This window comes from Intestinibacillus sp. NTUH-41-i26 (assembly GCF_032769475.1).
In the GTDB taxonomy this organism is placed as follows: domain Bacteria; phylum Bacillota; class Clostridia; order Oscillospirales; family Butyricicoccaceae; genus Agathobaculum; species Agathobaculum ammoniilyticum.
The window spans coordinates 2,014,933-2,028,053 of the sequence record NZ_CP136477.1; the positions used below are offsets into that span (position 1 = coordinate 2,014,933).

Consider the following 13,121-nt stretch of genomic DNA (forward strand, 5'->3'; position numbering starts at 1 on the left):
CGCGTTCTAACGAACGCGGCGCTTTCATATACTGCTTTAGGCCTTTTCCTGTGCCGCCTGGATCTGCGTCAGGTATTTCTGCTGATAATAGCGCAGCTTTTCCGCGAATTGCGGCGTGGACCGGTAGCCCTCCTTGGCGTATTCATGCGTATCGAACTCCTCGGCGCCCTCGCCAAGCTGGATCGTATAAATCGCAATATTCGAACAATGGTCGCTGATTTTTTCCAGATCATGCACGATATCAAGGAAATGGATGCCGATCTGCATCGTGCATTCATTATTCCCCAAGCGCTGAATGTGGTTGCTTTTCAGCCGCTCCTTGAGCGTATCCACGACCTCTTCCACCGGCTCGACCGTGCGCGCGATAGAAACCGACCGCGTCACATACCCCTCAACGGTCAGGTCAAGCGCCTCACCGACCGCTTGGCACATGGTATGCAGCTCCTGCGCCGCGGTTTCCGAGAACGACAGATCGCTTTGCCGGAATTCCTCCGCGCGGTCAAAGATATTCTGCGCGTAGTCCCCAATCTTTTCGAAATCGGACAGCGAGTGCATCATCTCCGCTAACTGGCGCCGCTGGTCGACCGAACGGATATTGTGGATATTGGTCAGATACCGCGCGACCTCTACCTCGGCACGGTCCAAAAAGCTCTCATGCTCCCTGAACAGGCTTTCGTTCGGCGCGCTTTTGTCAAACAGCGGCTCGGTGGCCAGCTGCAGGTTCTGCTTGGCCGCATCGCCCATATCCGCAATGCAGCGCTGCGCCTGCTCCAGGGCCAGCGACGGCGTCGTCAGGAAGCGGGGCTCCAAACGCGCCAGTGGGTCCTCCTGCTGCTCGCCCGACGGAACGCTCCATTCCGCCAGATGCACCAGCAGTTTGGTAAACGGCAGGAACAGAATCGTGCAGGTGACATTGAACAGCGTGTGGAAATTGGCGATGCCGCCCTTATCGATCGCCGAATTCCAGAACGAGAAGCCGACCGTGTACTGGATAGAATAAATGACGACCAAAAACACGATCGAGCCGATCAGGTTGAAGTAAAAATGCACCATCGCGGTTCGGCGGGCGTTTTTGGAACCGCCGATCGACGACAGGAACGCCGTGATGCAGGTGCCGATGTTCTGACCTAGGATAATCGGTATCGCGGCGGCATAGGTGATCGCGCCCGTTGTGGACAGCGCCTGCAAAATACCGACCGATGCGGACGAGGACTGGATGATCGCCGTTACGCCCGCGCCAACCAAGACGCCGAGCACGGGGTTTGCAATCGTCGCGAACAACTGTGCGAACTGGGGCAGATCAGCCAGAGGCGCGACCGCGCTTTCCATCGTGGACATACCGATAAACAGAATGCCGAATCCGGAAAAGATATCCGCGATATCACGGGTCCTGCGCTTTTTGGCGAGCATCATAATGATAACACCGGCCAGGACAATCAGAAAGGCGAGGTTTTTCGGCTTGAGCATCTGCATGAACAGATTGCCGCCTATCTCGCCGCCGCTGTCCAGCCGCAGAATCTGCGCGGTGATCGTGGTACCGATATTCGCGCCCAAAATAACACCGACAGACTGCCGCAAAGACATTATGCCAGCGTTTACAAAGCCGACCACCATGACCGTCGTCGCTGAAGAGGACTGGATGACCATGGTGACTACCATCCCCATCAGCAGCGCCTTAAACACATTGCCGGTCATTTTTTCCAGCGTTTTTTCAAGCTTAGAGCCGGCCGCGCGCTCCAAACCCTTTCCCATGGTGGTCATACCGTAAATAAACAGCGCCAAGCCGCCTACCAACTGTACGACCGACAGCACATTGAACTCCATGCGCTTCCTCCGTTTCACATACCCTTAACTTCATTTTTATTTTTCCCATACAATTTAAGTATAATGATTCTATATTGCCCTGTCAACGAAAAAAGGCATAGGAGGAGAAAGCTGTGCAACATCCACTGATTTTAATTTCCAGCAGCCGCGTAATGGGCAATTTATCCATGTCACGACAGCAATCCGCGCTGTACGGCGCCTGTCTGGGCGGCGCTGGCGCGGCGGGCGTATTGTATACAGGTGGCCCATCCGCCTGCCTTGCCGCCCGCTGCGACGGGCTGTTGCTCGCCGGCGGCGGTGACATCCATCCCTCCTGTTTCGGGCAAAGCGTCCAAAACGCCGCGCTTTCGGTTGATCCGGTGCGTGACAAGGAGGAGCGGGCACTCTTCGAGGACTTTTACCGCCGCCGCAAGCCCATCCTCGGCATCTGCCGCGGCGTCCAGGTGATCAACGTCTTTCTCGGCGGCACGCTGCATCAGGATATCCCCGCGCACAGCGGCGGCTGCCACGGCATCCGCTGTACCGGCGCGCTTTCTGCACTCGTGGGGCCGGCCCCCACGGTCAACAGTTACCATCACCAGGCGGTCGATCAGCCCGCGCCCTGCCTCCAAACCGCCGCGCGTGCCAGCGACGGCATCATCGAGGCGCTTATGCACGCCACCGCCCCTATCCTTGGCGTGCAGTGGCATCCCGAACGCATGGTGCCGCCCTTCTGCGAAGATGTGGCGGGCGCGAACCACCTTCCCCTGTTCCATTGGCTGATTGAGCGCTGCTGACAGCTTAAGGCCTCTCGTCGTTCCGCGCGCCTATCCCTTTCTCCCTCTGCACCGACAGGCAAAAAGCACCGGAAACAAGCTTTTCCGGTGCTTTTTTGATGTAACCGCAGTGCGCGTTATCCCTGAACGCCGGGCAGCAGCCCGCGTCAGTTCAGGAAGTCTTTCAGCTTTTTGGAACGCGACGGATGGCGCAGCTTGCGCAGCGCCTTGGCCTCGATCTGGCGGATACGCTCACGGGTGACGTTGAACTCCTTGCCGACCTCCTCGAGCGTGCGGGTATGACCGTCCTCGATGCCGAACCGCAGCCGCAGCACCTTTTCCTCGCGCGGGGTCAGGGTTTTGAGTACCTCGACCAGCTGCTCCTTGAGCAGCATGAATGAAGCCGCCTCAGCCGGTTCGGGCGCGTCATCATCCGGAATGAAATCGCCCAGATGAGAGTCCTCCTCCTCGCCGATCGGCGTTTCCAGCGAAACCGGCTCCTGCGCAATCTTGAGGATATCGCGCACACGATCGACCGGCATATTCATTTCCTTGGCAATTTCCTCCGGACTCGGGTCGTGTCCCAGCTCCTGTAGGAGCTGGCGGGAAACACGGATGACCTTGTTAATCGTCTCTACCATGTGTACCGGAATGCGGATCGTCCGCGCCTGATCCGCGATCGCGCGGGTGATGGCCTGCCGGATCCACCAGGTTGCATAGGTGGAAAATTTGAAGCCCTTGGTCGAATCAAACTTTTCCACTGCCTTGATCAGGCCCAAGTTGCCCTCCTGGATCAAATCCAAAAACAGCATCCCGCGGCCGACATAGCGCTTTGCGATCGAAACGACCAGACGGAGATTTGCTTCGGCCAAACGCTTTTTCGCCCGTTCGCCGGCCTTGATGTCCTTATCCAGTCCGGCGCGCTCCTCCGGTGGGATCGCGTCCCCCTCATTGCGGACGCGCTCGATCGCCTCATTGCCCCTCTGCATCTGTTCGGCGAGCGTGATCTCCTCCTCAGGGCTGAGCAGGTCGACCTTACCGATCTCCTTCAGGTACATGCGCACCGGATCGTCAATCGCAAAGGCTTCCGCCATTGCCGAGGTATCAACCAGCTCTTCCTCCGGCACCTCCTCGACGTCCTCAGGCTCGAACACCTCGTCATCATCGTCGCCCAGCGCCTTTTCAAGCACGCCCTCGGTCTCGATCTCGATCCCCATCGACTCCAGCGTTTCATACAGCTTATCGATGTCGTCGCTTTCCATATCCAACTGGCCGAGCGCGTCCGCAATCTCCTTGAGCGTCAGCCTCCCGTTCTTTTTGCCGAGCGCCAGCAGGTCCTTCACCACCTGCTGCTGGTCCACCGCCTGCTCCGGCGCATTGCCATTGCCCATTGTCGTCATATCGTTTGTCCTCCCGCGTTTTGTTTTTTAATGCGTCCAAAGGTAAGCAGCGGGTCCTCGCCCGCTTCCTGAATCGTACCATCCCTGACACGCTGCATTCTTATGGTATCTATGTACTCGTGCAGCGCCTGCCTCTGCTCGCCGGCAGGCAGGCTCTGCTCCAGAATCGAAGATAAAAGGCTCATTTCATTCGGCTCAAGCCAACCCTCGAACGGCAGTACGTCGACAATCTGCCCCTCCCGATCGAGCGCCAGCACCCGCTCATATATCTTACGCAGTACCGGCGCGGAAAACCATGCCGGCGGCACTTCCTTTTCCATCCCCGCGATCAGCTTTTGATCGGAGAACAGGAGCCGCAGCACATTTTCCTCCGCTTTCGCGGATTTTACATCCGTATAGGCCAGCGTCCGGTCCTTTGGCTGCGCCATGCCGACCGGCGAGCGGATCTCGCGGCGCTCCGCGGCCTGCCGCCGCTTACGCCGGATACCAAGCTCCCGCCGCACCTCGATATTCATAGCCTCCGCCGTTACGCCCGCCATTTTGGCGGCGCGTCCCGCGTATACCTCGCGCTCGATCGAGCTTTCGATGCCCGCGAGCATACGCGCCGCATCCCGCAGGAACAGTACGCGCGCCTCGTCGTCCTCCAGATCGTATTTGGCCGCGATCTGCTCCAGCCGGTAGGCGTTGTGGTTTTCGCTCCGATCAATGATCGCGCGGAACGCGTCCGCCCCCTTGGCCTTGATAAATTCATCCGGATCCTTGGCGCCCGGTATTTTCAGCACCTTAACCTGCAGGTCGCATTTTTTCAGAATATCGATCGCGCGCTGTGCGGCGGCCTGTCCCGCGCCGTCCGCGTCATAGGAAATCACGATCTGATCCGTGTGGCGCGCGATGATACGCGCCTGCTCCTCGGTCAGCGATGTGCCGAGCGAGGCCACGGCGGAGTCGAAGCCCGCCTGATGCAGCGCGATCACATCCATATACCCTTCCGCGAGAATAAAGTACCCGTTCTTCGTCGTCTTGGCCAGATTCAGCGCAAACAGGTTGCGGCTTTTATGAAAAATCAGCGTTTCAGGGGAATTGAGGTATTTGGGCTTGGAATCATCCATCACCCGCCCGCCGAACGCGATCACATTGCCGCGCACATCAATGATCGGGAACATGACGCGGTTCCGGAAGCGGTCGTAAATCCTCCCCTTTTCGCTACGGCTGACCAGTCCGGCATCCATCAGTTCTTCCCGCGTATAGCCCTTGGCGGTCATTGCGTCGATCAGCGCGTGGAAGGAGTCGGGCGCATAGCCCAGCCCGAACTGATTCATAACGCGCCGGTGCAGGCCGCGGCCAATGAAATACTGCTGCGCCGCCCGATGCTCCGGCTGCCATAACGTCTGGTAATAGAACCGCGCCGCATCCTTGCAGAGCGCATACAGCCGCTCGCGGTGGCGCGCCGCTTTCCGTTCCGCCTCCCCCTGCTCGGGTACCTGCATGCCCGCGCGGTCGGCCAGGAAGCGCACCGCATCAGGGAATTCCAGCCCCTCGGCTTTCATCACGAACGTGATCACGCCCCCGCCCGCGCCACAGCCGAAGCAGTGGAAAATCTGCTTGTCCGGAGAAACAGAAAACGAAGCGGTCTTTTCATTGTGGAAAGGGCAAAGACCGAAATAATTTGCGCCACTTTTTTTCAGCTGCACGTACTGCGAAACAATATCCACGATGTCATTCCGCGCGGAAAGCTCGTCCAAAAACACGCGGTCAAACGGCATTGCGCCCCCTCCTTCCCTTTATCTTAACCGTTTTCGTCAATCTTCAATCTTATTCCAGCTTTTCGGAATAAATAATTTTTTATAGGTGGAAATCGAGTACCGGTCGGTCATGCAGGCGATATAATCGCATACAACGCGCTCGAGCGGATCGCCCTGCGTCATCAGGACAAAATAATCGCTCGGCAGCTCGTCCGGATGTTCGACAAAATATTCATACAGGCTGCGCAACATATTTTTCGCGCGCTGCTCCTCGCTCTGCGCCTCTGTCCCCTGGTATACATAGTCAAACATAAACTGGCGCAGCTCGAGCATTTCGTGGTGCGTCTTTTCGTCCATGCCAATCTCCCGATGCTGCTGCCCATAGGAGATCATGGCGGTCACCATCGTGTCAATGCGCCGCCCATGGGTATCGCCCAAGCTGTCGAGCAGGCGGCGCGGAATATCCGCCGCGCGGATCAGTCCCCCGCGGATCGCGTCGTCGATGTCGTGGTTAATGTAGGCGATCCGGTCCGCGAAATGGATGATACGGCCCTCCGGCGTATCCGCCTTCCTGCCGCCCGTATGGCACACGATACCGTCGCGCACCTCCCAGGTGAGGTTCAGGTCCTCAATCCGGTCGATCATACGCAGGCTCTGCTCATTATGCCGGAACCCGAACGGGCAGACCTCGTCCAGCGCGCGCTCGCCGGCATGCCCGAACGGCGTATGCCCCAGGTCATGCCCCAGCGCGATCGCTTCCGTCAAATCCTCGTTCAGCCGCAGCGCCCGCGCGACCGTCCGCGCGATCTGCGCCACCTCCAGCGTATGCGTCAGCCGCGCCCGATAGTGGTCGCCCTCCGGCGAAATGAATACCTGTGTCTTGTTGGACAGCCGCCGGAACGCCTTGGAGTGAATGATGCGGTCCCTGTCGCGCTGGAAGCAGGTGCGGTACGGGCATTCCTCCATCGGCCGCTGCCGGCCCCTGGAAGCGTAGGACTTTGTTGCCCAATTGGCCAAGGTCAGCCGTTCCCTTTCCTGCTGCTGTTCACGAACAGTCATACGCTCCACTCTCCCTGCCTGAATTGCCTATATAATAAAAATACCAGATGGAACTGCGTTTTCCTCTTTCTTTTCAAAATTTTTTTTAGAAAAATCCAAGCCGCCGGCGCCCTATCGGACTCGCCGGCCCATGAATTTGGTTTCCACCACCTCGGCGTAGACCGAACCTGCAGTAGCCTCGGCCAGCGCCTCGTTCAGCGCCTGCTCCCCGCCCGCCGGCACCGTGCAGGTCAGCGTGACGTCCACGCCATAATCCGTCTCCTCAATCGAGCAGTCATAGTCCGGCAGCAGGTGCGTCACCATCTCATACAAGTGGTACGGGCAGGCAATCAGCAGCACGCTGTACAGGCTCATCCGCTGGACGCCCGCCGCCGCGACTGCAAGCTGCGCCCCTTTGGTGTAGGCGCGCACCAGCCCGCCGGTGCCGAGCAGTATCCCGCCGAAATACCGCGTGACCACGCAGCAGACGTTTTCCAGCTTTTCGTGCCGCAACACGTCCAAAATAGGCATCCCCGCTGTACCCTGCGGCTCCCCGTCGTCCGAGTAGCGCATCAGGTTGCCTTCCCGTATGATATAGGCCCAGCAGTTGTGCGTAGCATCCCAGTGCGCATCACGCATCTGTTTGACCCGTGCCACCGCCTGCTCCGCGCTTTCCACGCGCCACAGGCGGCCGGTGAATTTGGAATGCTTTTCTTCAAACTTGTCCTCGCCGTATTCGGAAAACGGCACAAAGTAGTCTTTTCCCATACTTCTATCCCCGTGCGCGGTTGGGTATCCCCATCACCTGCATCATTCCTCTGCCAGGTATTCCGCTACCCTGCCGTAGGTCTTGTCATCCACGACCGCGCGGACCACCGTGCCGTCTGCTGCGTATTCGACCGCTTCGACCTGTGCCTCGCGGTGCAACATATCCAGCACCGCCCCATCGCTGTACGGGATGCGTAGGCACACCCTGTGCTTGCCGCGGCCGAGCGCGCGCTCGATCGCCGCGAGCAGCGCATCCAGCCCCTCTCCGGTTTTCGCGGAGATCGCGACGCCCTCGTCCGGCCGGTAAAACGGAAGCGTATCCGGCGCGCATTTGTCGGCCTTGTTATATACCATTACGCGCGGAATATCCTGCGCGCCGAGCTGGGCGACCACCTTTTCCACGGTTTCTGCCTGCTGCTCCCAGTCCTCGTCCGAAACATCGACCACATGCAGCAGCAGGTCGGCATAGGCCAGCTCCTCAAGCGTCGCCTTGAATGCGGAAACCAGATGGTGCGGCAGCTTGCGGATAAAGCCGACCGTATCAGACAGCAGGATCTCCTGTGTGTCCGATATCCTTTTTTTGCGCGTTGTCGGGTCAAGTGTGTCAAACAGCCTGTCGTTTGCCGGAATGCCCGCTCCGGTCAGGGCGTTGAGCAACGTGGATTTCCCCGCGTTGGTATAACCCACAATCGCGACCAGCGGCATCTCGGTCTTTTTGCGCTGGCGCCGCTGCACAGCACGCACCTGGCGCACCTGCTCCAAATCCTCTTTCAACTTGTCGATGCGGCGGCGGATATGGCGGCGGTCGGTTTCCAGTTGGGTTTCGCCGGGGCCGCGCGTGCCGATCGGGCTTTTGCCGCCGCCGGCTGTCTGCCGCACCAGATGCGTCCACATACCGGCCAGCCGCGGCAGTATATACTGGTACTGCGCCAGCTCGACCTGCAGCTTACCCTCGCCCGTGCGGGCGCGTTGCGCGAAGATGTCCAAGATCAGCGCCGAACGGTCGAGCACCGTGCATTTGGTCAGCTCCTCCAGGTTCCGCATCTGGGAAGGCGACAGCTCGTTATCGAACAAAATAAGCGCGGCCTCGTTCGCTTCTGCAAGCTGTCGCACCTCCTCGGTCTTGCCCTCCCCGATGAACGTACGCGCGTCCGGCGCCGGCCTGCGCTGCAGCGTCATGGCTGCCGCCTCGGCTCCGGCGGTTTCGGCCAGCGCTTTCAGCTCTGCCATCGTGCGTTCGTCCGCGTCCTGCTCGGCGGTAAAGCCCGGACAGGACAGGCCGACCAGCACCGCGCGCTCCACCCTGCTTTCGATTTGGTTTTCGGTCATACGGTTTCCTCCTCTCCGCATAACGAAACAAAAAACCATCGAACACAAAGGTTTCGATGGTTTCCCGTTTTACTTATCCAGATTGAAACGCTTCTTGAAGCGATCAACACGTCCGCCGGTGTCTACCAGCTTCTGCTTGCCCGTGAAGAAGGGGTGGCACTTGGAGCAAACGTCAACGACGATGTTCTCCTTGGTGGAGCCGGTCTCAATGACATTGCCGCAGGCACAGCGGATCGTGGTCTGCTTGTACTCGGGATGGATGCCCTGTTTCATGTTGTTTCACCTCTTTCCACGGTAAGTCGCATTAAACCTCTTACAGTCGTAAAATTATGATACCACAGCAACCGCCAAAATGCAAGCATTATTTTTCATATACCAGTTTTTCTTCGGTCCAGCCCGCAAGCACGGGAATCATGGACGCAGCGAGCCTTTTTGCGCCCGCCAGATCGTGCAGCCGGTAATTGCCGCACTCGACGCGGCTCGCGCCCGGGATCCCGCCTTCATAGCCGGCGATGAACGCCATCGTCCGCTGCGCCAGCGCGATCGCGTCGGCCGCTTCCATATCCCGCACCAAAAAATAAAATCCGGTTTGGCAGCCCATGGGACCGCAGTAAATAATTTTTTCTGAAAAATCTGAATTGCGGGCGAACGTTGCAAAGAGATGCTCGAACGTGTGACCGGCCGCGGGCTCGATATAGGTTCCCGCATTGGGATGCACCATGCGGATGTCGTAGGTCGTCACGTCGCCATCGATGCGCGAGGTATACATCCCCGGCTTGAGCTTATCATGGTTTACCTCGAAGCTTGCGATCCGTTTCAAGCCTTGCCCTCCTTTTCAATCCCCAAAAAACGCAGCTCGGTGCGGTATTCCTTCCACAGCAGCGCGTAGGAGATAAAGAACGCCGCGATCTCCGCAATCGGGAACGAATACCAGATCGCGCCCAGTCCGAACCATCTGCCCAGCAGCCAGGCTGCGGGAAGGATAATAACGAGTTGGCGGCACACCGACACGATCAGACTGTTGAGGCCGCGTGCGGTCGCCTGAAACAGCGTCGAGTTGATGATGCCGAACGCCGCGCCAATAAACGACAGGCTAATGATCCTGAGCGCCGGAACGCCAACCTCGAGCATCTCCCGCGCCGCGGCCGCGTCCGTGCGGTCGACGAACATCATCAACATGGTTTCCGGAATCGCCTGGAACACCACCAGCCCCAGTCCCATAATGACCACCGCCGCGGTCAGCGCAATCTTGTAGGCGCCGAACAGGCGTCCCTTATTCCGCGCGCCGTAGTTGTAGCCCATAACAGGCAGCGCGCCTTGGTTCAGGCCGAAAACCGGCATAAACACGAATGTCTGCAGCTTGAAGTAAACCGCCAGAACGTTGACCGCGGTCTGCGAAAAGCTGATCAGGATGGCGTTCATGCCGGCTGTCATCACCGAAACCACGCTCTGCATAACGATGCCCGGCAGGCCGACACGGTAAATGTCTTTCACAGTCTGCAGGCGCCACTTGAACTCCCGCATCTTTATCCTGAGCACCTTTTGGTGGATAAAGACGCCCCACAGCCCGATCAGCATGCCAAACACCTGTCCAATCACAGTTGCGGCGGCCGCACCGTATACGCCCATTTCCGGAAACGGGCCGATGCCGAAGATCATCAGCGGGTCAAGAATGATGTTGATGATCGCGCCGGTCAATCCCTGGCACATCGGGATAATCATGTTGCCGGTGGATTGCTGTATTTTCTCGCACATCATGGAAATCATGACGAAAAAGCTCATCCCGACCGCGACCTGCGAATACTGCACCGCCTGCTCATATACATCGGGCGCGGAACCGAACGCGCCAAGGAACGGCGGCGCCAGCACAAAGCCGACGACAACGAACGCCAGGCCGCCGATAACCGCCAGCGCAATGCCATGCTCCGCGGCGGAATCCGCGTGTAGCTGCCGCTTTTCACCCAAACGGCGCGAGATCAGTGAGTTGACGCCCACGCCCGTTCCCACGCCGATCGCAATAACCAATTGCTGCAAGGGAAAAACCAGCGAGACCGCGGCCAGCGCGCTCTGCGAATACTGCGCGACAAAGATGCTGTCAACAATATTGTACAGCGCGTTAATCAGCATGGAGATCATCGCGGGCAGCGCCATGGAGAAAATCAGCGGCCCCATGCGCGCCGAACCCATTTTGTTTTCCTGTTCCAATTTCATTCCCCCTAACGACAACGAAGCCGCCCCGGAGCTTGTCCGGCGCAGCTCAAATTTATCCTCACTTATAGTTTACGGGATAATCGTTGATATTGCAAGTTTTTTTTACAACTTTCCTGCCAGTTCGTCAAAGGATGCCTCCACAAAGAAGTCGCTGGCTGCCCGCAGCTCGGCCTCCCCCGCCGCATAGGCCGGCTCGGCCATGCCGCATACCCGAAAGCCCGCCCGCTTTGCGGTTACGCCTGCGTAGGGCGCGTCCTCGAACACGATGCAGTCCGCAGGGCGCAGCCCCAGCCGCTCCGCCGCGCGCAGGTAGATATCCGGCTCGTGCTTGGAGATGCCGACATCCTCGATCGTCAGCATGAATGCGAAATAATTCATCATCCCGCGGTCGCGCAGCGCCTTTTCCGCATGCCGCCGCGCGGTCAGCGTGGCGATCGCCATTTTTACGCCGCGGCGGCGCAGTCCCTCCAGAAACCGGAACACCCCGTCCTTCGGCCTGGCTATCGTTTCATAGCGCGCGGTGATCAGGCGGTCCATCCCGTCCATCATGCTCTGCACGTCAATCGGCAGCTCTGGATAGCGCTCGATGAAATACTGCGCCACCTGCGGCTGGGAAAAGCCCTCGGTCACCGCATAGTCCTGATCCGTGATGTGCAGGCCGAACTGGCTCAGGTACCCCTGTGTCAGCCGTTTCCATACCGGCATGGAGTCGAGCAGCGTGCCATCCATATCGAAAATTGCGCCTTTGAAATCGTGCATTGGTTCTCTTCCTCCCGGGGAATACCGGCGGACGCGCCGCCTTACTTGGTTTTTCTGTCGATAAATTGCGGCCGCATCTTGGAGTACAGGATCTTCTGTTCGCTGTACAGGCCGTAATAGCCGCTGAGCATATAGGCAATGGAAATCACAAGCGCAAACAGGCCGAGCGACTGCCCGCCGAACAGCTCATAGGCCAGCAGGATCGAGGTCAACGGGGAGTTAGTCACGCCGCAGAACACCGCCGTCATGCCAAGTCCGGCGGCGAAGGAAGGGGCGAGACCAAAAAACCCGCCGTAAGCGGCGCCGAACGTCGCCCCGATGAACAGCACCGGCACGATCTCGCCGCCCTTATACCCCACGCCGATCGTGATGGCGGTCAGCACAAGCTTAATAAAAAACGCCGTGTAGTGCGCCTCCCCCGCAATGGCCCGTTCGATCACCGCCATGCCCGCGCCGTTGTAGTCCCGTGTGCCGAGCAGCAGCGACACCGCTGCGACAGCCGCGCCGCCGGCGGCAATGCAGATATACTGGTTGGGGATCTTCCTTTTCAAAAAGCGCCCGATCTGGTGGAACAGGATGCAGACCACCGCGCTCAGCACCGCGCATACCACGCCAAACAGCACCAGGCGCGCGATCAGAGGCGCGTCGAGCCGATCCGGCACGGCATGGAGGGCGAAGCGCGTGGTTTCTCCCCCCAGCGCGACGGCGACGCCATGCGCAATCAGCGACGCCAGTACACACGGGAACAGAGCCGCATAATACATCACACCCACGCTGATGACCTCCATCGCGAATACGGTCGCCGCCAGCGGCGTGCCGAACAGCGCCGCAAAGCCCGCCGCCATGCCGCACATGGTAATCGTGCGTGAATCACGGTCGTCCAGCCGCATCCAGTGTCCGATGTTGCCCGAGATCGAACCGCCGAGCTGAAGCGCCGCGCCCTCACGTCCCGCGGAGCCGCCGCAAAGGTGGGTCAGCATCGAGGTGACGAAAATGCTCGGCGCCAGCCGCAGGCGGACCGGATGGTTCTCCCGCACCGATGTTAAAATGAAATTCGTACCGCGTTCCAGCGGCATTTCGCTCTTCTTATACCAGAACGCGATGAACACACCCGCGAGCGGCAGGAGGTACAGCAGCCAGTCATGCTGCTCCCGCATCCTCCCCGCCCAGTCGAGCGCGTGGTGGAACGCCGTGCCGGTCACCCCGACCACAACGCCGATCACAACCGCGAACACGCACCATCTCGCAAAGATAAGCGCGTTTTTCGCCTGCTTCTTCCAGTACTCCCATTCCAT

At 59.1% G+C, this 13,121-nt stretch carries 12 protein-coding genes; 1 reads left to right on the top strand and 11 read right to left on the bottom strand.

The window, feature by feature from the left end; all coding sequences use genetic code 11:
* Window positions 1–36: 36 nt before the first annotated feature.
* Entirely contained in the window at window positions 37–1,824 is a 1,788-nt protein-coding gene (locus RX717_RS10365; protein WP_054327586.1) for a Na/Pi cotransporter family protein, read from the bottom strand.
* A gap of 113 nt (window positions 1,825–1,937) precedes the next feature.
* On the opposite strand from RX717_RS10365, the gene RX717_RS10370 reads away from it, so the two are divergent.
* Window positions 1,938–2,600 carry a gamma-glutamyl-gamma-aminobutyrate hydrolase family protein gene (locus RX717_RS10370; protein ID WP_107631939.1) on the top strand — a complete coding sequence of 221 codons (663 nt, stop codon included), beginning with the start codon at window positions 1,938–1,940 and terminating at the stop codon, window positions 2,598–2,600.
* A 146-nt stretch (window positions 2,601–2,746) separates the two neighbouring features.
* Here the strand turns inward: RX717_RS10370 and rpoD are convergent, their stop codons facing one another.
* From rpoD to RX717_RS10420, 10 genes are all read right to left on the bottom strand, one after another.
* A complete protein-coding gene (gene rpoD / locus RX717_RS10375) occupies window positions 2,747–3,979 on the bottom strand; it encodes an RNA polymerase sigma factor RpoD (RefSeq protein WP_054327588.1) in 1,233 nt (410 codons plus the stop codon).
* Window positions 3,976–5,742: a DNA primase gene (gene dnaG / locus RX717_RS10380; protein ID WP_107631938.1), complete on the bottom strand. Its 1,767-nt coding sequence runs from the start codon at window positions 5,740–5,742 to the stop codon at window positions 3,976–3,978. The genes rpoD and dnaG overlap by 4 nt, the downstream gene beginning before the upstream one ends.
* Window positions 5,743–5,778: 36 nt before the next feature.
* Window positions 5,779–6,780, bottom strand: coding sequence for a deoxyguanosinetriphosphate triphosphohydrolase (locus RX717_RS10385; protein ID WP_107631937.1), 1,002 nt, complete (start codon window positions 6,778–6,780; stop codon window positions 5,779–5,781).
* Window positions 6,781–6,891: 111 nt separating this feature from the next.
* Window positions 6,892–7,527, bottom strand: coding sequence for a YigZ family protein (locus RX717_RS10390; RefSeq protein WP_054327591.1), 636 nt, complete (start codon window positions 7,525–7,527; stop codon window positions 6,892–6,894).
* Between the two features lie 42 nt (window positions 7,528–7,569).
* The gene (gene hflX / locus RX717_RS10395; protein ID WP_107631936.1) at window positions 7,570–8,856 is read right to left on the bottom strand and encodes a GTPase HflX; all 1,287 of its coding nucleotides are present in this window, start codon (window positions 8,854–8,856) and stop codon (window positions 7,570–7,572) included.
* A gap of 69 nt (window positions 8,857–8,925) precedes the next feature.
* Window positions 8,926–9,129, bottom strand: a complete 204-nt coding sequence (gene rpmE, locus RX717_RS10400; RefSeq protein WP_031475830.1) for a 50S ribosomal protein L31 — start codon at window positions 9,127–9,129, stop codon at window positions 8,926–8,928.
* A gap of 88 nt (window positions 9,130–9,217) precedes the next feature.
* Entirely contained in the window at window positions 9,218–9,676 is a 459-nt protein-coding gene (locus tag RX717_RS10405; protein ID WP_082397200.1) for an S-ribosylhomocysteine lyase, read from the bottom strand.
* Complete coding sequence (locus tag RX717_RS10410) at window positions 9,673–11,067, bottom strand: MATE family efflux transporter (protein WP_054327592.1); 1,395 nt, start codon at window positions 11,065–11,067, stop codon at window positions 9,673–9,675. The genes RX717_RS10405 and RX717_RS10410 overlap by 4 nt, the downstream gene beginning before the upstream one ends.
* Window positions 11,068–11,169: 102 nt before the next feature.
* Window positions 11,170–11,826 carry an HAD family hydrolase gene (locus RX717_RS10415; protein WP_107631935.1) on the bottom strand — a complete coding sequence of 219 codons (657 nt, stop codon included), beginning with the start codon at window positions 11,824–11,826 and terminating at the stop codon, window positions 11,170–11,172.
* A 41-nt stretch (window positions 11,827–11,867) separates the two neighbouring features.
* Entirely contained in the window at window positions 11,868–13,121 is a 1,254-nt protein-coding gene (locus RX717_RS10420; RefSeq protein ID WP_242977948.1) for a chloride channel protein, read from the bottom strand.

Coding starts and splice junctions, on each gene's coding strand:
- rpmE (WP_031475830.1), bottom strand. CDS start 9,129: ATGAAACAGGGCATCCATCCCGAGTACAAGCAGACCACGATCCGCTGT.
- RX717_RS10415 (WP_107631935.1), bottom strand. CDS start 11,826: ATGCACGATTTCAAAGGCGCAATTTTCGATATGGATGGCACGCTGCTC.
- RX717_RS10365 (WP_054327586.1), bottom strand. CDS start 1,824: ATGGAGTTCAATGTGCTGTCGGTCGTACAGTTGGTAGGCGGCTTGGCG.
- dnaG (WP_107631938.1), bottom strand. CDS start 5,742: ATGCCGTTTGACCGCGTGTTTTTGGACGAGCTTTCCGCGCGGAATGAC.
- RX717_RS10410 (WP_054327592.1), bottom strand. CDS start 11,067: ATGAAATTGGAACAGGAAAACAAAATGGGTTCGGCGCGCATGGGGCCG.
- RX717_RS10420 (WP_242977948.1), bottom strand. CDS start 13,121: ATGGAATGGGAGTACTGGAAGAAGCAGGCGAAAAACGCGCTTATCTTT.
- RX717_RS10385 (WP_107631937.1), bottom strand. CDS start 6,780: ATGACTGTTCGTGAACAGCAGCAGGAAAGGGAACGGCTGACCTTGGCC.
- RX717_RS10390 (WP_054327591.1), bottom strand. CDS start 7,527: ATGGGAAAAGACTACTTTGTGCCGTTTTCCGAATACGGCGAGGACAAG.
- hflX (WP_107631936.1), bottom strand. CDS start 8,856: ATGACCGAAAACCAAATCGAAAGCAGGGTGGAGCGCGCGGTGCTGGTC.
- rpoD (WP_054327588.1), bottom strand. CDS start 3,979: ATGACGACAATGGGCAATGGCAATGCGCCGGAGCAGGCGGTGGACCAG.